The organism is Streptomyces sp. NPDC045022, assembly GCF_056432605.1.
The window spans coordinates 207,529-225,454 of the sequence record NZ_JBWKIR010000005.1; the positions used below are offsets into that span (position 1 = coordinate 207,529).

General features: G+C 70.7%; 18 protein-coding genes and 2 tRNA genes. 12 read left to right on the plus strand and 8 right to left on the minus strand.

What is annotated here, in order from left to right:
- Nucleotides 1-9: 9 nt before the first annotated feature.
- From AC07C1_RS12115 to AC07C1_RS12125, 3 genes are read right to left on the minus strand one after another with little or no spacing between them, the layout of a single operon-like run.
- Nucleotides 10-660 carry a hypothetical protein gene (locus tag AC07C1_RS12115; RefSeq protein ID WP_478938602.1) on the minus strand — a complete coding sequence of 217 codons (651 nt, stop codon included), beginning with the start codon at nucleotides 658-660 and terminating at the stop codon, nucleotides 10-12.
- Complete coding sequence (locus AC07C1_RS12120) at nucleotides 657-1,703, minus strand: TniB family NTP-binding protein (protein WP_478938603.1); 1,047 nt, start codon at nucleotides 1,701-1,703, stop codon at nucleotides 657-659. The genes AC07C1_RS12115 and AC07C1_RS12120 overlap by 4 nt, the downstream gene beginning before the upstream one ends.
- Entirely contained in the window at nucleotides 1,688-4,576 is a 2,889-nt protein-coding gene (locus AC07C1_RS12125) for a TnsA-like heteromeric transposase endonuclease subunit (RefSeq protein WP_478938604.1), read from the minus strand. Before AC07C1_RS12125 ends, AC07C1_RS12120 begins: the two co-directional genes overlap by 16 nt.
- Before the next feature lie 157 nt (nucleotides 4,577-4,733).
- Between AC07C1_RS12125 and AC07C1_RS12130 the strand changes: the two genes are divergently transcribed.
- From AC07C1_RS12130 to AC07C1_RS12140, 3 genes are read left to right on the plus strand one after another with little or no spacing between them, the layout of a single operon-like run.
- Nucleotides 4,734-5,087, plus strand: a complete 354-nt coding sequence (locus AC07C1_RS12130; RefSeq protein WP_478938605.1) for a DUF6233 domain-containing protein — start codon at nucleotides 4,734-4,736, stop codon at nucleotides 5,085-5,087.
- A gap of 44 nt (nucleotides 5,088-5,131) precedes the next feature.
- Nucleotides 5,132-5,356 (plus strand): hypothetical protein, encoded by a 225-nt coding sequence (locus AC07C1_RS12135; protein ID WP_478938606.1) that lies wholly within the window; start codon nucleotides 5,132-5,134, stop codon nucleotides 5,354-5,356.
- A 40-nt stretch (nucleotides 5,357-5,396) separates the two neighbouring features.
- On the plus strand, nucleotides 5,397-5,609 hold the full coding sequence (locus tag AC07C1_RS12140; RefSeq protein ID WP_478938607.1) for a hypothetical protein: 213 nt from the start codon (nucleotides 5,397-5,399) through the stop codon (nucleotides 5,607-5,609).
- Between the two features lie 163 nt (nucleotides 5,610-5,772).
- On the opposite strand, the gene AC07C1_RS12145 is transcribed toward AC07C1_RS12140, so the two are convergent.
- Both AC07C1_RS12145 and AC07C1_RS12150 read right to left on the minus strand, forming a co-directional pair.
- Nucleotides 5,773-6,429, minus strand: a complete 657-nt coding sequence (locus AC07C1_RS12145) for an SDR family oxidoreductase (RefSeq protein WP_478938608.1) — start codon at nucleotides 6,427-6,429, stop codon at nucleotides 5,773-5,775.
- Between the two features lie 71 nt (nucleotides 6,430-6,500).
- Complete coding sequence (locus tag AC07C1_RS12150; protein WP_478938609.1) at nucleotides 6,501-7,766, minus strand: amidohydrolase family protein; 1,266 nt, start codon at nucleotides 7,764-7,766, stop codon at nucleotides 6,501-6,503.
- 485 nt (nucleotides 7,767-8,251) lie between these two features.
- Between AC07C1_RS12150 and AC07C1_RS12155 the strand changes: the two genes are divergently transcribed.
- From AC07C1_RS12155 to AC07C1_RS12190, 8 genes are all read left to right on the plus strand, one after another.
- Nucleotides 8,252-8,324: transfer RNA gene (locus AC07C1_RS12155), tRNA-Thr, on the plus strand.
- Between the two features lie 46 nt (nucleotides 8,325-8,370).
- Nucleotides 8,371-8,443, plus strand: a tRNA-Met gene (locus tag AC07C1_RS12160).
- 89 nt (nucleotides 8,444-8,532) lie between these two features.
- The gene (gene rpmG / locus AC07C1_RS12165) at nucleotides 8,533-8,697 is read left to right on the plus strand and encodes a 50S ribosomal protein L33 (protein ID WP_003948671.1); all 165 of its coding nucleotides are present in this window, start codon (nucleotides 8,533-8,535) and stop codon (nucleotides 8,695-8,697) included.
- Between the two features lie 212 nt (nucleotides 8,698-8,909).
- On the plus strand, nucleotides 8,910-9,362 hold the full coding sequence (locus AC07C1_RS12170; protein WP_478938610.1) for an FAS1-like dehydratase domain-containing protein: 453 nt from the start codon (nucleotides 8,910-8,912) through the stop codon (nucleotides 9,360-9,362).
- Between the two features lie 7 nt (nucleotides 9,363-9,369).
- The gene (locus AC07C1_RS12175) at nucleotides 9,370-9,798 is read left to right on the plus strand and encodes a MaoC family dehydratase (RefSeq protein WP_478938611.1); all 429 of its coding nucleotides are present in this window, start codon (nucleotides 9,370-9,372) and stop codon (nucleotides 9,796-9,798) included.
- Between the two features lie 140 nt (nucleotides 9,799-9,938).
- Nucleotides 9,939-10,508: a TetR/AcrR family transcriptional regulator gene (locus AC07C1_RS12180; protein WP_478938612.1), complete on the plus strand. Its 570-nt coding sequence runs from the start codon at nucleotides 9,939-9,941 to the stop codon at nucleotides 10,506-10,508.
- 86 nt (nucleotides 10,509-10,594) lie between these two features.
- Nucleotides 10,595-12,046: a DHA2 family efflux MFS transporter permease subunit gene (locus AC07C1_RS12185; RefSeq protein WP_478938613.1), complete on the plus strand. Its 1,452-nt coding sequence runs from the start codon at nucleotides 10,595-10,597 to the stop codon at nucleotides 12,044-12,046.
- A 684-nt stretch (nucleotides 12,047-12,730) separates the two neighbouring features.
- A complete protein-coding gene (locus AC07C1_RS12190) occupies nucleotides 12,731-13,828 on the plus strand; it encodes a UDP-N-acetylmuramate dehydrogenase (protein ID WP_478938614.1) in 1,098 nt (365 codons plus the stop codon).
- Between the two features lie 179 nt (nucleotides 13,829-14,007).
- Here AC07C1_RS12190 and AC07C1_RS12195 read toward each other — a convergent pair whose 3' ends face one another.
- Nucleotides 14,008-14,640 carry an NAD(P)-dependent oxidoreductase gene (locus AC07C1_RS12195; RefSeq protein ID WP_478938615.1) on the minus strand — a complete coding sequence of 211 codons (633 nt, stop codon included), beginning with the start codon at nucleotides 14,638-14,640 and terminating at the stop codon, nucleotides 14,008-14,010.
- 103 nt (nucleotides 14,641-14,743) lie between these two features.
- Here AC07C1_RS12195 and AC07C1_RS12200 point away from each other — a divergent pair, with 103 nt between their 5' ends.
- Nucleotides 14,744-15,355 carry a TetR/AcrR family transcriptional regulator gene (locus AC07C1_RS12200; protein WP_478938616.1) on the plus strand — a complete coding sequence of 204 codons (612 nt, stop codon included), beginning with the start codon at nucleotides 14,744-14,746 and terminating at the stop codon, nucleotides 15,353-15,355.
- Between the two features lie 78 nt (nucleotides 15,356-15,433).
- Here the strand turns inward: AC07C1_RS12200 and AC07C1_RS12205 are convergent, their stop codons facing one another.
- Both AC07C1_RS12205 and AC07C1_RS12210 read right to left on the minus strand, forming a co-directional pair.
- A complete protein-coding gene (locus AC07C1_RS12205; RefSeq protein ID WP_478938617.1) occupies nucleotides 15,434-16,474 on the minus strand; it encodes an adenosine deaminase in 1,041 nt (346 codons plus the stop codon).
- A gap of 133 nt (nucleotides 16,475-16,607) precedes the next feature.
- Nucleotides 16,608-17,834 carry a pyridoxal phosphate-dependent aminotransferase gene (locus AC07C1_RS12210; protein WP_478938618.1) on the minus strand — a complete coding sequence of 409 codons (1,227 nt, stop codon included), beginning with the start codon at nucleotides 17,832-17,834 and terminating at the stop codon, nucleotides 16,608-16,610.
- Nucleotides 17,835-17,926: the final 92 nt, after the last annotated feature.

Genomic DNA, 17,926 nt, shown 5'->3' on the forward strand with positions numbered 1-17,926 from the left:
CAGGCCACGTCACTCGCTCATGATCCTCGCGCGATCACGAACCTCAGACCCCGATGTTTTCCGGCTGTGGACGTAGCGGCTGATCGGCATCAGCGTGGTCACCGCTATGCCGTGTTCGTCGTAGAGACGGTCCCAGATCTGTTTGGGCAGAAGACCGGCGTCGATCATGGGATCGATCAGGACTTTGATCGGTTCGATGACCGTGGGAGGTCGGCGCCGGATCACATTCTCCGGGGACGGCTCTGGCGCGTTGAGGGCGCGTCGGACTGTTGCTCGGGAGACGTTAAAGCGTGCCGCCACTTTGCGTAGCGGGAGCCCTCGTCCCTCTGCGAAGCGTCGGATCTGAAGGAACAGCTGTGCTTGGGCATCTTCGTTTTCATCGTGGCCGGCGGGCCGAACCTTGACCAGCAGGCTCGTCGGGTCCACGAGGGATCGTGCGAGGTGCACTTTGGAGTACCCGGCCAGGATCGCCAGTCGGTCGAGCCGCGGTTTACCCCCTTGCCAGAAGGGCGGACCGTTGAGAAAGCCGTGCAGGTAGCTGGGGCTGAGGTGGTTGGCCAGGGCCAGTCGGTGGACGTAGGAGTCAACTGTCTCTCCCAGGACCGGCCGCACGCGTACTGGAAGGATTGTCAGCCGCTCGGGTATGTCGGTATCGGTCATCCTCGGTGTCCAGAGGCTGACTGTTGGGCGCTGTAGTCGAGCGGGACTGCTGTGAGGTCCTTCTTGGTGATCTTTTCTGTGCCGCTGAGGATCGCGTCCACGGCCGCTCCGCGGACCTGGTGGGACAGGGCGCCGATCATCCCGCCGGTCCGATCGTGTAGGTAACGATCCAGCTTGGTGAGGGCCCCCTGGCTGTGATGCCGCAGCAACAGTGTCTGCTCCATGGTGGCGACCAGCCCCTTCCACTCGGTGTTGTAGGGGAATGGATGGGTGGGGATGAGGGTGAAGCGTCCGGCGATCTGCGCTCCGCGGGTGCCGGATAACAGGTTGCCGTGCTCGATGCCGATACCGGCGTAGACGAAGGTGGCGGGGATCCGTTCGGAGAAGTACTTGAGGGTGTCGGCGACCTCGGCACCGTTTCTGGTGGTCAGCGAGATGTTGTGAACTTCGTCGACCAAGACCAGGCCGGTGCGTGTGTCGGTGCAGACGCCGACCACGGCCTCGATGATGTCGGTGATGTTCATGCTCCGGGTGATGGGCAGTCCGAGGAAGCGGCCGAATTCTGCTGCCACCATGCGCCCGGTAGCTGCGGGCGGGACCGTGATGTAGACAACGGGGATCCGCCCTCTGGCGTGGGGGTGCCGGGCACGGTCAGTGAGTTCATGGGAGCGACCCAGTTGTGTGAGAGCGACGGTTTTTCCGGTGCCCGCGGGGCCGGAAATCATCAGTCCACGGCGTGCGCTGATCGCGTGCCGATTCAGCAGAACCAGACGCCGTCCGGTCGTAACTGTGTGCCGAACGGTGGAAGTGGCCACGACCAGAAGCCGGGCGTGGTGGTCCAGGCGCTCCTCGTCATAGGCAAGCTGTTGCTCCGGGGAGAGCTGAGCGTACTCGCTGTCGGACAGTAGCTTCGGCGGCGGAGACGGTTCGGTGAGGAACTGACGCCACCCCGGAAGCGTGGTGAGCTGGTGTCCAGCCTCCTCATCTGCGTCTTCCAGGAAGTTACCTTCTCGGGGGCTGGCGCCGGTCAGCTCCGCTTCCACGGGTCCTCCAGAGGGTCGAAGATCCCCAGAGGGATGACCTCGGCTAGTGGTTCGTCGTCCTGCTGCTGCGAGCGCTCGGGGTCCGGTCCAGAGTGCGGGGCTGGTGCCGGTGTCGGGACGGGAGGAGTGGCCTTGGTGCGGGCGACCACCCGCTGGTCCCGGCGGGTGCGCTTCTGCGGTTTCGCTCCCGACTGTTGCGGTCCGGTATGGGCCCGAGTCAGCAGAGCGGCGGCAGCCTCAGCGATCTCCGCCTCCGTGCCCTTGGGCAGGCCCCGCGCCGCGTGGTCCCAAGCCAGTTCACCGAAGGGAACTGGCGTGTGACGCAGGTGCTTCCAGGTGGCTTCGATCCACTCGCCCTCGCCGTGGTGGTTGCGTACCCAGATCCTGGAGATGTCATAGGGGTCGTGATGGACCTCCCACAGCCCCTTCTTCTCCGTCACACCGGAGTGCTGGCGCCGGATCAGGCCCGCGCCGTCGTAGGTGCGGCGCTTGATCCTGATGCCGTAGTCGTTCACCGCCCGCCAGACCGACGGCAGCAACTCGATGTAGTCCTCGGCGCTGAGCGCGACCGGGACGTATCCGCAAGCCTCGACCAAGGCGGCGTACTTCTCGTTCGGCGTGAAGGACCGGCCTGGGTGCAACGGGTCGCGCAGCCCGTCGTGTTCGCGGTTCTGCCACTTCGCGACGAGCCACTCGTCGAGAAGCTCCTGCAACTCCGGCAGAGACCACAACGGCTGCTTGTCCAGGTTGCGGCCGCGGTGGTCGGTGCTGCGGCCGGTGTAGCCGGCCACGAACTGTGCGAACAGCGTGCCGACGGAGTCCAGCATCTTCTCGACGTGCCCCTTCTGGAACGGGGCAGCCTTGTGCGTGGGCTGGAAATCAATCTCCAGGAAGCGGCAGGAGGCGCGGAAGTTCCGGGAGATGAACGCTTTCCCGTGGTCGCAGACGATCATCTCCGGCACGATCACCGGTTTCGCGGCCGCGTGTTCCAGGCGCTCGTCGATGTCCAGCAGCCGTCGATAGGGCACCACCGACCGTGACATCCGCAGGGCGTCCACCCAGCCCGGGCGCATCAGCTCAGGGGTGACCGTGCGGGCCAGCAGCACGCTCGCGTCGACCGCCTTGGTGGTGGGCCGCAGCACCGCCGCGGTCACCGTCCGGGTCGCGACATCGATCATGCCGGTGAGCTCGACCTTTCCCACCACTCCGTCATCGAGGCGGACCAGAACGTCCAACGGAGTGGAGTCGATCTGCACCACCTCACCCGGTGCGAACACCGTCCACTGTCCGAACGGCGCCTTCGCCCCGTGGGCGCGCGAGCGTCGGTTGCGTGCCGTTCCCGAGACAGGCTTTCCCTGCGTCAGCTTGGCCAGCAGTCGGTAAAGCGTCGCTTGTGACGGCAGCTCGACTGTCTCGCCCGCTTTCTTTAGGATTTCGCCGGTCCGCCAGATGATGTAGGTCCCGGTGCGAGTGGAATCGTCCTCGCCCTCCTTGACTGCCTGCCTCATGGCCTCGACCACCGCGTCGTCGACCGTGCCGTACTGCGGCCTCTTGCGCATCGGGCGCCGGTCGGCCAGCCCCAGCAGCCCTTCGGCCTGGTAGCGGCGGCGGAAGTTGCCGATCGTGCTCACGCTGACCCGGTAGCCCGCGGCCGTCAGCTCGGCAGCCTTGGCTCGCTCCCGCGCGGTCAGCGAATGGCGGGCCGGATCGTACTCAGGCCGGGGCAGGGCATCCTCGCCCGCGGCGGGATCGACGCCGTGGAGAACCTCCAGGATGTGACTCTCCCACCACAGCGCCTTCTGCCGTGCGTGTTCCGGCAGTGCCTCCAGCAGCGAAAGCGGCGGCAGCGGCATTCGCAACTGGCTGCTGAGCACCTCGAACCCCTCATCGCCCAGCAGCATTGCCAACGGGACCTCCTGCGGAGAGTCACGCTCGTCGGTAAGCGCCACCGTTCGAGCGGACACCGCAAGTACTGCCCGCGTCTGCCCGGCGAACCGCACCCGATCACCCACCCCGATCGCAGCCGGCCTCGACAGCCTGCGCATCTGGCTCCCCTCACCGTGTGTGCCGGGCCACGGACGCAGCAGCAGGCCCCGTCCCCGGCTCTCCTGCTCTCGCCTGCCAGCCATCTCGTCGGACGTGCGCACCACGGTGCCGCTGCCCAGCAGAGCCCCATCGAGATCAGCCCGAAGGGCTCCAGCCCAGAGCAAGTGGAAGAGCACCGGCAGGACCCGCAGGACGTCGCCGGCCGCCTCGGCCCCCGCCCGCAGTCGGCAAGGCTGCCGGAAGACCTCCAGCAGACGCTCGGCGACATCCGTCTCACGGCCGCACCGTCTGTGCCGGTAGCGGGCCAACCACCGCAGGTTCGCCATGAGCACCTGGTCCGGGATACCGACATGGACAAAGTCCCACCCGACCGCAGAACAGGCCCGCTCGGTCGCGGCGAAGGCCTCCGCGGTCCGCTCGTCGACCTGGTCCTCGGCACGGACATCGACCACCCGGCCACGACCGTCGGCCAGCCGTACGAAGTAGTCAGGTGCGTGCCGCCGCTTCTCTTCGCCCGTCTGCCAGTGCAGCCAGAACGGCTGGGAGGCGATCCCCACCACATCCGGGGCGAAATCCAGCAAGATCAGCCGATCTCGCTCCAGCCACGACTCATATCCCACGTGGCCGCCGGTCGTCACCGCGTAGTACCAGCCCGGGAAACTGCGGTCTCCCTTGTTCCAGCGGAACCCGCGCACCGGCGGCATGTCCTCAAATCGGACGTCCCACCCGGCGCCCAACGCGACACGCCGACGCCGCCCGCCGTCGAAGAAGTCCAGGTCGAAGGCGCTGAGAACAGGATCGCCGTACGCGTGTAACGCTTCCCCCACCGTGTCCCCAGACAGCCAGGCCCCAACGGCCACTCAATGTTCGCTGAGAAAACCTAGCGGTCACCAATCTTCGCTGACAACGCTCAACCTTCGCCGCGAGAGATCACTGGACCCTGGTGGTCGCGCTTTCGCGGTCGACCTCACTAGAATCGAACATGTGAACGATGACCGTCCGCTGACGCGTCTCGACATGCTGCGCTTCGCGCGCCGCGTCGTCGAGCATCAGGCTGCCAGGCAGCTCGCGCTCATGGACCGGTGGATCGCGGACGAGGAGCGCCGGGAGGGCGAACGGCAACGCCGCCTCGCGGTCCGGCGGACCGCTCCGGACTGGTTGCTCGAGCGCGGTCTGAACGGCCGCAGCGCCGTCTACGTCCACATCGGCGGCTGTTCGAGCGCCGGCGGCCGCTCGAAGGGGGTCGGCCGGGAGCAGGCGGTACGCGCGCTCACCGAAGGAGGTGTCGCGGCATGCCCGCTGTGCCGGCCGGACACCGTGCTGGGGATTGTCGAATGACCGGCCCGGGTGCGGGACCGGACGGTCCGGACGATGCTGGAGCCATGGCCGGGAAACGTCTCATCATCGTCCACCTGCCGTCGCCGACCGGCGGCCGCCGGGTCCGGGTGGACGGCGAGATCCTGGGCCTCGCGCACAGCGTGCGCGACCTGGTGGAGTTCCTGCGCCGGGCCGGGCTGGACATCGAACCCGAGCAGGTGGCCGATTCGCCGCTGATCGACTGGCGCGGGGTGGGCCCGGACCGGTGGGAGGCGGAGACCCGGACCTGACAGCGCTGTCGCCTGCGCCCCGCTGCGGCACACTGACGGCATGTCCTCCCGACGCAGAACCTGTCCCGTGTGCCGCCGCGAAATCGCCGTCGTCGCGGGCCGCTTCGCGCGCCACGACCCGCCCGGGTCGCGGGAGAGCGGGGACCTCGTCTCCTGCGCCGGATCACGGCAGCCGGCGCAACTCGGGGCGCTTCAGCCGTCGTTGGACGGGTACGTCGTGCCGGACTTTCCCGGGCAGCTGCCGCTGTTCTGAGCTGAGGGCTGAGGGGCCCCGGATGGTGTGTGTGGGGGCGGCGGGGTTTCTCGATGGCGGGCCGGCAGGGGCTCCCGACGGGTGGTCAGCGGGCCTTGGGCACCTCGTCGGTGGGGCCGCGCCTCATCCGTGGCTCCGAGCGTTCAACGGCCGGGGGCCGGCGTCAGTTCCCGGCCACCGACTTCACCGCGACCGACACCGGCGTCGATCCGCCGATCAGCTCCAGCGTCAGACCGGCCGTCGCCGACGTGTCCACCAGCTCCGCGAGGACGGCAGCCACATCGTCCCGCGGGATCGAGCCGGACCCGGTGTGCGCCTCCAGCCGGACCAGACCGGTGCCCGCGTCGTCGGTCAGCGAGCCGGGGCGCAGGATGGTCCAGTCCAGCGCGTCCTGCCGGGCGACGTGCGCGTCGGCCTCGCCCTTGGCACGCAGGTACACGTCGAAGACCCCGTCTCCCCGGTGCGCGGGGTCCGCGCCCATCGAGGACACCACCACGAAGCGGCGTACGCCCGCACGGACGGCCGCGTCCGCGAACAGCACCGCCGCGCCCTTGTCCACCGTCTCCTTGCGCTCCCTACCGCTGCCCGGGCCCGCGCCGGCCGCGAAGACCGCGGCGTCCGCGCCCAGCAGGTGCGCCGCGACCCCCTCCGCCGTGGCGGACTCCAGGTCGAGCAGGACCGGTTCGGCGCCGGCCGCCCGCAGATCGTCGCCCTGCTCGGCCTTGCGGATGATTCCCGCCACCTCGTCCCCGCGCGCGGAGAGCAGACGCTCCAGCCGCAGCGCGATCTGACCATGACCACCAGCGATGACAATGCGCATGAACCCGACCGTACGCCCGAAGGGGCGCATCCGCCGCACGAGTTAACCGGCGTGGCTGCGGCGCTCCCGGCTCACGACAGTTCTCCCCGCCCCTGCCGTGGCAGCCCGAGTTCCGCCGCGGCCGCCGAGTTGCAGTACTCGCGGACCGCGCTGGTGCGTGCCACCACCCGGCCCCGGTGCACCACGATCCGGCTGTAGGCCAGGGAGAGCGCGCCGGCCAGGTGGTCGCCGCGTACGGCGAGGAGTTCCGCCGGGAAGCCCGCCTCGACGCGTACGTCCGGCTGACCCAGCACCGCGCGGGCCGAGGCGCATACGGCGTCGTAGGCGTCCTCCGGACGCAGGCCGTGGGCCGAGGCGAGGAGGTAGGCGGCCTCCAGCGGGTCGCCGCGGCCGACGGGATTGGAGACGTCGCGCAGGGCGCCGCTCCCGGCCGCCACCCGCACCCCGGCCGCGCGCAACAGCCGTACCGGAGCCGTGCTCTGCCGGTCGGCGCCGACGCAGCCGCCCTGGGGCAGGCACACCACCGTGACCCCGGCCGCCGCGAGCTGGTCCGCGACGCGGGAGGCGGCGTCGTGGGGCAGGCGCGCAAGACCGGCGCACGGCCCGATCGTCACGCCGGGGCGCAGGCCCCCCGCCATGGCCGCGAGCCGGGACAACCGGGTCGGGTCGTCAGCGTCCGTGTGCAGGTCCACGGGGCAGCCGTGTTCGGAGGCCACCTCCAGGACCGCCTCCACATAGCCCGTGGGATCCGGGTCCAGGTCCGGGCAGCCACCCACCACGGAGGCGCCCATCTTCACCGCGTCCCGCAGCATCGCGAGCCCGTCGGCCCCGGCCGCCCCGGTCAGCAGCCGGGGCATCGCCACCGTCGTCAGCTCCGCGAGCCCCCGCAGCGACCGCCGGGCCTGCAGGACCGCGCCCAGCGCGCCGAGTCCCTGGACGTCGCCCACGCGCACGTGCGCGCGTGCCGCCGTCGCCCCGTGCCCGAGTTGCAGCAGGGCCGCTTCCGTCGCCCGGCGCTGGACGTCCTCGGGGGCGTACGACACGGGGCCGGGGCTTTCGGCGGACAGGGCGGTGTCGCCGTGGGCGTGTGGTTCGGCGGGTGCGGGCAGAAGCAGGTAACCGCTCAGGTCCACCCGCGTTGCGGCCGTCCGGGCCGGGCCCGGCGCGAGGCTGCCGGCCGTGCCCACCGCCTCGATGCGCCCGCCGCTCAGCCGCACGTCCACGGTCCGGCCGTCGGTGAGCCGAGCCCCGCACAGCAGCAGGGCGACCGGGTCGGCCGGTCCGGAGGACCCCGACGAGTTCGACGGCGGATGGGGCTGCGGCTGGCTGTCGGGCATCGCGCTCCTGGGTCGGGGCCGGGGGCTCGGGGCTGGCCGGCGTGAGGGCTTGGAGGCCGGGACCCCAAGATCACACAGAGTGAGTCGAGCCTAGGGTGGCGAGCCGCGCGGGGCGCGTAGGAGCGCAATAGTCGTACCGGGCGTGGTCCACCCTTGGCGGTACACGTGTCGCCAACGCGCCCCACGTGTCGCCCACGAGCGTGGCGTATGCCGCTCCCGGCGGCGGCCGCCTGCCCCCAGCGATCGCTGGCGAGTCGCGAGTGCCGTGCGAGTCCGGCCCGCGCGTGCGGCATGGTCGCCCGCGAGCACGCGCGTGCGGCCACTACGCGCGCGTGGCCACCCATGTCCGTGCGAGCCGCGGCCGCCGGTCCCCGGGACTCCCGGGGCTCAGGAGGTGGCAGCGAGCGCCGGGAACGGGGTCGTGGTGGGCGGCCGGATACGGATTTGGGTGAACGGCGGCGGACCGTGTAATGTCTTCATCGCTCGCCCCAATAGCTCAGTCGGCAGAGCGTCTCCATGGTAAGGAGAAGGTCTACGGTTCGATTCCGTATTGGGGCTCTGGTGTGAAAGGTTCCCGTCGAGAGGCGGGGCCCGATCGCATCGCAGCGGTGTAGCTCAGTCGGTAGAGCAAGCGGCTCATAATCGCTGTGTCACCGGTTCAAGTCCGGTCACCGCTACTGTCAGTAGCCGATTGCGGGGTCGGTCCTTCGATCGGCTACTCTTTCTTGCGTTGAATTAGTCCACTGTTCGTCTTAGGAGCACTCACGTGGCTGCCACCGACGTCCGCCCGAAGATCACGCTGGCCTGCGTGGAGTGCAAGGAGCGGAACTACATCACCAAGAAGAACCGGCGTAACAACCCGGATCGCCTTGAGATGAAGAAGCACTGCCCGCGTTGCAACGCGCACACCGCGCACCGCGAAACGCGATAAATAGGCTCGTCCGTGAGGCCGTCCCCTTCCGAGGGGGCGGCCTCACGGCGTTTCGCCTGCTCGGTGACCCGCTCGTTCGCTTGTTCGGCGCCGCCGCTCGTCCGCAGGTGCGGTGATCGCCCGCCACTCGCCGACTCGCACCCGCGCACGTTCCCCGGCTGGTTTCCGGCTAATTTGGGGCCATCACAGCAGACATCAGGAGGTGCCGGGCCATGGCGCTCGACCAGTCCTTCGTGGGACGGACCTACCCGCCCACCGCGCCCTATGAGGTGGGCCGGGAGAAGATCCGCGAGTTCGCCGAGGCGGTGGGAGAGGCCAACCCGGTGTACACGGACCCGGAGGCCGCAAAGGCGTTCGGTCACCCCGATGTGATCGCCCCGCCGACCTTTGTGTTCTCCATCACCTTCCGCGCCGCGGCGCAGGTCGTCGAGGATCCGCAGCTCGGGCTGGACTACAGCCGCGTGGTGCACGGAGACCAGAAGTTCGCGTACAGCCGTCCGGTTCGGGCCGGTGACCGGCTCACGGTCACCTCCACCATCGAGGCGATCAAGTCCCTCGCGGGCAACGACATCCTGGACGTCCGCGGCGAGGTGCACGACGAGGCGGGCGAGCACGTCGTGACCGCCTTGACCAAGCTCGTGGCCCGCGCGGCCGAGGAGGCGTGAGGACCTGATGACGGCGAAGATCGCGTACGACGACGTCGAGGTCGGCACCGAGCTGCCGGCGCAGACCTTCCCCGTGACGCGTGCCACGCTGGTGCGCTACGCGGGCGCCTCGGGGGACTTCAACCCGATCCACTGGAACGAGAAGTTCGCCAAGGAGGTCGGCCTCCCGGACGTCATCGCGCACGGCATGTTCACCATGGCCGAAGCGATCCGGGTGGTCACCGACTGGCTCGGCGACCCCGGTGCGGTCGTGGAGTACGGCGTCCGCTTCACCAAGCCCGTCGTCGTGCCGAACGACGACCAGGGCGCCCTGATCGAGGTCAGCGGCAAGGTGGCGGCCAAGCTCGACGACAACACCGTGCGGGTGGACCTCACGGCCATGAGCGCCGAGCAGAAGGTGCTGGGCATGTCCCGGGCGGTCGTACGACTGGCCTGACGAGCTGGCCTGACGAGCCGCCGGGAGAGCCAACGGGGTAAGGGGCGTCCGCCATGGCGGGTTGCCCCTTACGCGCACCCACCGCCGAAGGAAGCGGGGCATCCTTGACCAAGTTAGTGATTGAGTACTAACTTAGCCGCATGCCCAGAATGAGCGCAGAAGAGCGGCGCGAGAGCGTCATCCGCGCGGCCACCGCCGAGTTCGCGCGCGGTGGCTACCACGGCACCTCCACCGAGGCGATCGCCAGGCGGGTCGGGGTCTCGCAGCCGTACCTCTTCCGGCTCTTCCCGGGCAAGAAGGCGATCTTCCTGGTGGCGGTGGAACGCTGCGTGGAGGACACCATCCGGACCTTCGAGGAGGCCGCGGAGGGGTTGCAGGGCGAAGAGGCCCTGCATGCCATGGCGAACGCGTACACCAAGGTCATCGCGGAACGGCCCGAGCGGCTGATGTTGCAGATGCAGATGTACGTCGCCGTCGCGGCCGCGGAGCAGGAGGGCGACCGCGAGTTCGGTGAGCGCGTACGTGCCGGCTGGATGCGGTTGTGGGACACCGTGCGCCTGGCGCTCGGCGCGGACGTCCACGAGACGACCGTCTTCCTGGCGTACGGGATGCTCATCAACTGCCTGGTGGCGATGGGCTTTCCTGCTGAGCACCGGGTGTGGGAGGGGCTCTACCCGTCGGCCCGGCTGACGGGGCGCCTCGAGAAGTAGCGCAAGCGGAGAAGGCCGTGCCGCCTTTTCATGGCCGCATAAGTTAGTCAGTGATAACTAACTGGAACTCACTCTCTGGGGGAGAGATGTCGGAGCAGACCGTACGGAAGAGCGCACAGCGTGGGGGTGCCATATGGGCCCTCGTGATCACCAGCGTCGCCGGATTCATGGCGGCCCTCGACAACCTCGTCGTCACCACCGCCCTTCCCTCCATCCGCAGGGACCTCGGGGGCGCACTGGACGACCTGGAATGGACCGTGAGCGCCTATACGCTCACCTTCGCCGTCCTGCTGATGTTCGGTGCCGCGCTCGGTGACCGCTTCGGCCGCCGTCGGCTGTTCATCGCCGGCCTCGCCGTCTTCACCGGCGCCTCCGCCGCCGCGGCCATGGCCCCCGGCATCGGCTCGCTGATCGCCGCCCGCGCGGTCCAGGGCGTCGGCGCGGCCGTGATGATGCCGCTCACCCTGACCCTGCTGACCGCGGCCGTGCCGGCCGCCAGGCGCGGGACCATGTACGGCATCTGGGGCGCCGTCAACGGGCTGGCCGTCGCCTCCGGACCGCTCATCGGCGGCAGCCTCACCGAGCACGTCTCCTGGCACTGGATCTTCTGGCTGAACGTCCCCCTCGGCCTGGCCGTGCTGCCGCTCGCCCGCCTGCGGCTGGCCGAGTCCCACGGCATCGGCGCCCGGCTCGACGTCCCCGGCACGCTGCTCGCCAGCGGCGGGCTCTTCGGAATCGTCTACGGCCTGGTCCGCGGGCCCGCCGACGGCTGGACCGACTCCGTGGTGCTGACCGCGCTGATCGCGGGCGGCGTCCTGCTGGCGGGCTTCGTCCTCTACAGCTCCCGCGCGGCCGCCCCGATGCTGCCGATGCGGCTGTTCCGCTCCCGCGCCTTCTCCGGGATCAACGCGGCCAGCCTGCTGATGTTCGTCGGGATGTTCGGCTCGATCTTCCTGCTCAGCCAGTACATGCAGGGCGTGCTCGGCTACTCGCCCACCGAGGCGGGCCTCAGGATGCTGCCCTGGACCGGCATGCCGATGCTCGTCGCGCCGATCGCCGGGATCCTGTCCGACCGCATCGGCGGCCGTCCGGTCGTCGCCGCGGGCCTGTTCCTGCAGGCGGCCGGCCTCGGCTACCTGGCCCACGTGGCCACCGCCGACGCCTCCTACGCCGCCCAGCTGCCCGCACTGATCATCAGCGGCGTGGGCATGGCCCTGTTCTTCGCCCCGGCGGCCAACCTGGTGATGTCCAGCGTCCGGCCGCAGGAACAGGGCATCGCCTCCGGCGCGAACAACGCGCTGCGTGAGGTGGGCGGTGCGCTCGGCATCGCGGTCATGGCGTCGATCTTCTCCGCGCGGGGCGGCTACGAGAGCGCGCAGAGCTTCGTGGACGGCCTGCGACCCGCCCTGGTCACCGGCTCCGCGGTGGTCGCCCTCGCCGCGGTCGCGGCCCTGCTGATCCCCGCGCGCCGCGACGCCGCCGACCGGGTCACTCCCGGGGCCGGGCAGGCGCCCGTGCTGGAGACCACCACCCGCTGACCCGGAACCCTGCCGGGCGAGGAGCCGGCGATGTCCTGCGGCGGGGAGTTCGGCGCGGTCCAGGGAACCATGGGGGCACATGGGGTCATCGCCTCCCGCTCCGAGAGCCGCACCCCGCGCGGCGCCCCGGCCCCCGGCCCGCATCCCGGCCGGGTGGCGGCAGGTCGCCCACGCGCCCGGCGGCCACGGCGCCTCCCTCAGGGGACAGCCTCTGCGGTGGGTCTTCCGAGGCGGGTCTTCCGGACGCTGATTGCCTGCGAGCCGGCCGATGCGGTCAAGGCCTTCGCCCACTCCGGGGCCCACCGGCCGACCTCCCGCCACCTGGCCCGCCCGGATGCGAGGCGTGCCGTTCGCCACCCGGCCGACCTCCGGCGACCGGCTGCCGGTGGGCTGGGCGAAGGCGATACGGCGGCTGCCGCAGACCGGCGGCCGACAGCACCTCCCGCACGCGCGCGTGGACCTCGAGAGAGGGCCACGCGCGCGTCCAGGCGAGGAAGACACAGAGGGCGACGGCCGACGGGAACGGCCCGAGGCCCCGCGGACGTGCGCTCGCCGCGAACCCCGGCGGTGACCGGCGGGCCAGGTCGTGTCGCGCGCGTACCGCCGCACGACTCCGCCTCGGACCCCCCGACAGAGAGCGGCTCGCCGGTCGTCGTCGGCGGCGGCCCGAAAGGCGCCGCCCGCATGCGTGCGGCACTGTCGGAGGCGTCTCGTAGTCTTGGGCCCGTGCAGGTACTCCACGACGCCCCCCTTGCTCCGCTGACCACCTTCCGGCTGGGCGGTCCCGCCACGCGGCTGATCACCGCCGGGACCGACGCCGAGGTGATCGCCGCCGTTCGCGAGGCCGACGACAGCGGTACTCCGCTGCTGGTCATCGGCGGCGGATCGAACCTGGTCATTGGCGACAAGGGCTTCGACGGCACCGCCCTGCGCATCGCCACGCGCGGTGTCGAACTGCGCGGCACCACACTGGAGCTGGCGGCCGGCGAGGTGTGGACGGACGCCGTCGCCCGCACGGTTGAGGCCGGGCTCGCCGGCATCGAGTGCCTGGCCGGCATCCCGGGGTCGGCCGGCGCCACGCCGATCCAGAACGTGGGCGCCTACGGCCAGGAGGTCTCCGCCACCGTCACCGAGGTGATCGCCTATGACCGGCGGGCCGGCGAGACCGTCACACTGACGAACGAGGAGTGCGCCTTCTCATACCGCCACAGCCGGTTCAAGGCCGACCCGGAGCGCTATGTCGTGCTGCGCGTCCGCTTCGACCTGGAGGACGCGGGCGGACTGTCCGCGCCGGTCAAGTACGCGGAGGCGGCCCGTGCGCTCGGCGTGGAACCGGGTGGCCGGGTGCCGCTGGCCGACGCTCGGGAGACCGTGCTGAAACTGCGCGCCGGCAAGGGCATGGTGCTCGACCCCGAGGACCACGACACCTGGTCGGCCGGGTCCTTCTTCACCAACCCGATCCTCACCGACGAGCAGTTCGCCGAGTTCCGCGCGCGCGTGCGGGAGCGGCTGGGGGAGGGCGTCGAGCCGCCCGCCTATCCGGCGGGGGAGGGCCGCAGGAAGACCTCCGCGGCCTGGCTGATCGACAAGGCGGGCTTCACCAAGGGGTACGGCACCGGGCCCGCCCGCATCTCCGGCAAGCACACGCTCGCCCTCACCAACCGGGGCGGCGCCACCACCGAGGACCTGCTGGCCCTGGCCCGCGAGGTGGTCGCCGGCGTCCGCGAGACCTTCGGCATCACTCTGGTCAACGAGCCGGTCACGGTGGGCGTGAGCCTCTAGCCGCACCGGCTCGAGTGAGCCGTTGGCCCGGTACGGGCCCGCGTGGGCTGTCGAACCCGGGTACAGGCTCTCGAACCCGGGTCAGGCTCGCGTGAGCGGTTGACCCCTACCGGATCGTCCTGAGCGGGTGGCCCGGCACCGGCCAGCCGGGCTCGGTGTGAGCCCGTAGCCGTGCCGGCTCAGTAGGCCACCCCCACCCCCTGCTTCACCGTCCCCCCGTCGTCGATCATCGACAGCATCGCGTGGGCGACGTCCGCGCGCGCGATGAAGCGGCCCTTGGGCGGGAAGCCGCCGATGACGGTGCGGTAGCGGCCGGTGAGCGGTTTGTTCTGCAGGCGTGGCGGCCGTACGGACGTCCAGTCGGTGCTGCTGCCGGCCAGCTCGGCCTCCATCTCGCGCAGGTCGGCGTAGACATCCCTGAGGACCGCCGACACCAGGCCCCGCATGCCGCGGTCCAGGGCGCCGTCGTCCTGAGGAGCCGGCCCGACGGGTGCGGCGCTGACCACGAGCAGCCGTCGTACGCCCTCGGCCTCCATCGCGCGCAGGACCGTACCGGTCAGCCGGGCGGCGACCCCGGCGTCCTTGCGGCTGCGTGCGCCCAGGCCGGACAGGACGGCATCTCGGCCCGCGACGGCGGCACGCAGCCGCTCCGGGTCGGTCAGATCGGCGGGGAACACCTCCAGCGCGTCCCCCGTGACGTCCAGCCGGGCCGGATCGCGGACCACGGCCGTGACCCGGTGGCCGGCGCCGAGCGCCTGCCGGACGACCTCCCGGCCGATCCCGCCGGTGGCGCCGAAAACGGTGAGGTTCATGAGCACTCCCGCACTCGGAAAGCGGTGGGTGAGTGTTCACTCACCACGTGTCCCCCTAGAGTGGGTAAGTACTCACCCACCCGTCAAGGCCGATCGGAGATCCATGGAGACGAAGCCGGCGCGTGTCCGCATCCTCGACGCGGCCCATGAGTTGATGCTCACCGTCGGACTCGCCCGCGCCACCACCAAGGAGATCGCCAAGGCGGCCGGCTGCTCCGAAGCGGCTCTCTACAAGTACTTCGCCAGCAAGGAAGAGCTGTTCGTCAGGGTGCTCTCCGAGCGCCTGCCACGGCTCACGCCCCTGCTCAGCAACCTCGCCGCCGAACCCGGACAGGGCACCCTGCGGGAGAACCTCACCCACATCGCCCGCCAGGCCGCCCTGTTCTACGAGCAGAGCTTCCCGATAGCCGCCTCCCTGTACGCCGAGACCCAGCTCAAGCGGCGCCACGACGACGCCCTGCGCAAGATCGGCTCGGGCCCGCACATACCCATCCAGGACCTGGACGCCTACCTCCGCGCCGAACAGGCCACCGGCCGCGTCCGCGCCGACGCCGACACCTTCGCGGCGGCCTCCCTTCTCCTCGGTGCCTGCGCCCAGCGCGCGTTCGCCTACGACGCCACCGAGAGCGGCGGGCGACCGCCCGTGGACGAGTTCGCCGCCCGGCTCGTGAAGACCCTGCTGGGCGGAATCCTGGTCGCGGAGCCCTCCGCGTGACCCACGCTGGAGGCATGACCAACACGCCCGGGATCAAGCAGCGGCATCGCCACCGGACCCACCCGCCCTACGCCCACTTCAGGCGGCCGGGCGAGCCAGCCAGTCGTCCACGCCGCCCAGCAGTCGCGCCCTGACCTCCTCCGGAGCGGCCGAGCCCCGTACCGACTGCCGGGCCAGCTCGGCGATCTCGGCGTCCGTGAAGTCGTGGGCGTGACGGGCGATCTCGTACTGGGCGGCCAGCCGGGAGCCGAAAAGCAGCGGGTCGTCGGCACCGAGAGCCATCGGGACGCCCGCCTCGAAGAGGGTGCGCAGCGGGACGTCCTCCGGCTTCTCGTACACGCCGAGCGCCACGTTGGAGGCCGGGCACACCTCGCAGGTCACGCCCCGGTCGGCCAGCCGCTTCAGCAGCCGGGGGTCCTCCGCGGCCCGCACCCCGTGCCCGATCCGGGAGGCGTGCAGGTCGTCCAGGCAGTCCCGGACCGAGGCCGGGCCGGTCAGCTCGCCACCGTGCGGGGCCGCCAGCAGACCGCCCTCGCGCGCGATGTGGAAGGCACGGTCGAAGTCCCGCGCCATGCCCCGCCGCTCGTCGTTGGACAGCCCGAAGCCGACCACGCCCCGGTCCGCGTACCGCACCGCCAGGCGGGCCAGGGTGCGCGCGTCCAACGGGTGCTTCATGCGGTTGGCGGCCACCAGGACGCGCATGCCGAGGCCGGTCTCGCGGGACGTCGTATCCACCGCGTCCAGGATGACCTCCAGCGCCGGGATCAGGCCGCCCAGGCGGGGTGCGTACGAGGTCGGGTCGACCTGGATCTCCAGCCAGCCCGAGCCGTCCCTCAGGTCCTCCTCGGCCGCCTCCCGGACCAGCCGCTGGATGTCCTCCGGCTCCCGCAGGCAGGAGCGCGCCGCGTCGTACAGCCGCTGGAAACGGAACCAGCCGCGCTCGTCCGTGGCCCGCAGCTTGGGGGGGTCACCGCTGGTCAGCGCCTCCGTCAGCGCATCGGGCAGATGCACGCCGTACTTGTCGGCCAGTTCCAGCACGGTCCCGGGCCGCATCGATCCGGTGAAGTGCAGGTGCAGATGGGCTTTCGGCAGCTCAGAGAGATCACGTACACGCTCCATCCCAGGATCCTGCCGTACGCGGCCGCTCTCCCGGTAGCCGTTTCCCCGTTCGTGGTCTTGCTCGCACAGACGAACGGGGCCGGCACCTCCGGAAAACCGGAGGCGCCGGCCCCGTCGGTGAGGCGGACGGACCTCAGTCCCGCGCTTCCGCCAGCAGCTTCTGCATCCGGCTCACGCCCTCGACGAGGTCCTCGTCACCGAGCGCGTACGACAGCCGCAGATAGCCCGGCGTGCCGAAGGCCTCGCCCGGGACGACCGCGACTTCGGCCTCCTCCAGGATCAGCGCGGCCAGCTCGACGGTGCTCTGCGGGCGCTTGCCCCGGATCTCCTTGCCGAGCAGGGCCTTCACCGACGGGTAGGCGTAGAAGGCGCCCTCGGGCTCCGGGCAGAGCACGCCGTCGATCTCGTTGAGCATCCGCACGATGGTCTTGCGGCGCCGGTCGAACGCCTCGCGCATCGTCGCCACGGCCTCCAGATCGCCGGAGACGGCGGCCAGGGCGGCCGCCTGGGCCACGTTGGAGACGTTCGAGGTGGCGTGCGACTGCAGGTTCGTCGCGGCCTTGACCACGTCCTTCGGGCCGATGACCCAGCCCACGCGCCAGCCCGTCATGGCGTACGTCTTCGCGACACCGTTGACCACGACGCACTTGTCGCGCAGCTCGGGCAGCAGGGCAGGCAGGGACACGGAGACCGCGTCGCCGTAGACCAGGTGCTCGTAGATCTCGTCGGTCAGCACCCACAGGCCGTGCTCGACGGCCCAGCCGCCGATCGCCTCGGTCTCGGCCTCGGAGTACACCGCGCCGGTCGGGTTGGACGGGGAGACGAAGAGGACGACCTTGGTCTTCTCCGTGCGCGCCGCCTCCAGCTGCTCCACGGTGACGCGGTAGCCGGTGGTCTCGTCGGCCACGACCTCCACCGGGACGCCGCCGGCCAGGCGGATCGACTCCGGGTAGGTCGTCCAGTACGGCGCCGGGACGATGACCTCGTCGCCCGGGTCGAGGATCGCGGCGAACGCCTCGTAGATGGCCTGCTTGCCGCCGTTGGTGACGAGGATCTGCGAGACGTCGGGCTCCCAGCCGGAGTCGCGCAGCGTCTTCGCGGCGATGGCGGCCTTCAGCTCGGGCAGGCCGCCGGCCGGCGTGTAGCGGTGGTACCTGGGGTTCTTGCAGGCCTCGACGGCCGCCGCGACGATGTAGTCCGGGGTCGGGAAGTCGGGCTCACCGGCGCCGAAGCCGATCACCGGACGCCCGGCGGCCTTCAGGGCCTTGGCCTTGGCGTCCACGGCGAGGGTGGCGGACTCGGAGATCGCGCCGACTCGGGCGGAGACCCGGCGCTCGGTGGGAGGGGTTGCAGCGCTCATGGGGCCCATCGTTCCAGACCGGAAATACCCCCGGCACACTGGTTTCACAGACTGAACAACAGGGGGTCGAGGCGTGAACAGGGATCCGAATC

What these genes read in the sequence shown, in the direction of transcription:
- AC07C1_RS12115 (WP_478938602.1), bottom strand. Translation starts at nt 660, where the DNA reads ATGACCGATACCGACATACCCGAGCGGCTGACAATCCTTCCAGTACGC.
- AC07C1_RS12135 (WP_478938606.1), top strand. Translation starts at nt 5,132, where the DNA reads ATGGCCGGGAAACGTCTCATCATCGTCCACCTGCCGTCGCCGACCGGC.
- AC07C1_RS12140 (WP_478938607.1), top strand. Translation starts at nt 5,397, where the DNA reads ATGTCCTCCCGACGCAGAACCTGTCCCGTGTGCCGCCGCGAAATCGCC.
- AC07C1_RS12145 (WP_478938608.1), bottom strand. Translation starts at nt 6,429, where the DNA reads ATGCGCATTGTCATCGCTGGTGGTCATGGTCAGATCGCGCTGCGGCTG.
- AC07C1_RS12150 (WP_478938609.1), bottom strand. Translation starts at nt 7,766, where the DNA reads ATGCCCGACAGCCAGCCGCAGCCCCATCCGCCGTCGAACTCGTCGGGG.
- AC07C1_RS12170 (WP_478938610.1), top strand. Translation starts at nt 8,910, where the DNA reads ATGGCGCTCGACCAGTCCTTCGTGGGACGGACCTACCCGCCCACCGCG.
- AC07C1_RS12175 (WP_478938611.1), top strand. Translation starts at nt 9,370, where the DNA reads ATGACGGCGAAGATCGCGTACGACGACGTCGAGGTCGGCACCGAGCTG.
- AC07C1_RS12180 (WP_478938612.1), top strand. Translation starts at nt 9,939, where the DNA reads ATGCCCAGAATGAGCGCAGAAGAGCGGCGCGAGAGCGTCATCCGCGCG.
- AC07C1_RS12185 (WP_478938613.1), top strand. Translation starts at nt 10,595, where the DNA reads ATGTCGGAGCAGACCGTACGGAAGAGCGCACAGCGTGGGGGTGCCATA.
- AC07C1_RS12190 (WP_478938614.1), top strand. Translation starts at nt 12,731, where the DNA reads ATGCGTGCGGCACTGTCGGAGGCGTCTCGTAGTCTTGGGCCCGTGCAG.
- AC07C1_RS12195 (WP_478938615.1), bottom strand. Translation starts at nt 14,640, where the DNA reads ATGAACCTCACCGTTTTCGGCGCCACCGGCGGGATCGGCCGGGAGGTC.
- AC07C1_RS12200 (WP_478938616.1), top strand. Translation starts at nt 14,744, where the DNA reads ATGGAGACGAAGCCGGCGCGTGTCCGCATCCTCGACGCGGCCCATGAG.
- AC07C1_RS12205 (WP_478938617.1), bottom strand. Translation starts at nt 16,474, where the DNA reads ATGGAGCGTGTACGTGATCTCTCTGAGCTGCCGAAAGCCCATCTGCAC.
- AC07C1_RS12210 (WP_478938618.1), bottom strand. Translation starts at nt 17,834, where the DNA reads ATGAGCGCTGCAACCCCTCCCACCGAGCGCCGGGTCTCCGCCCGAGTC.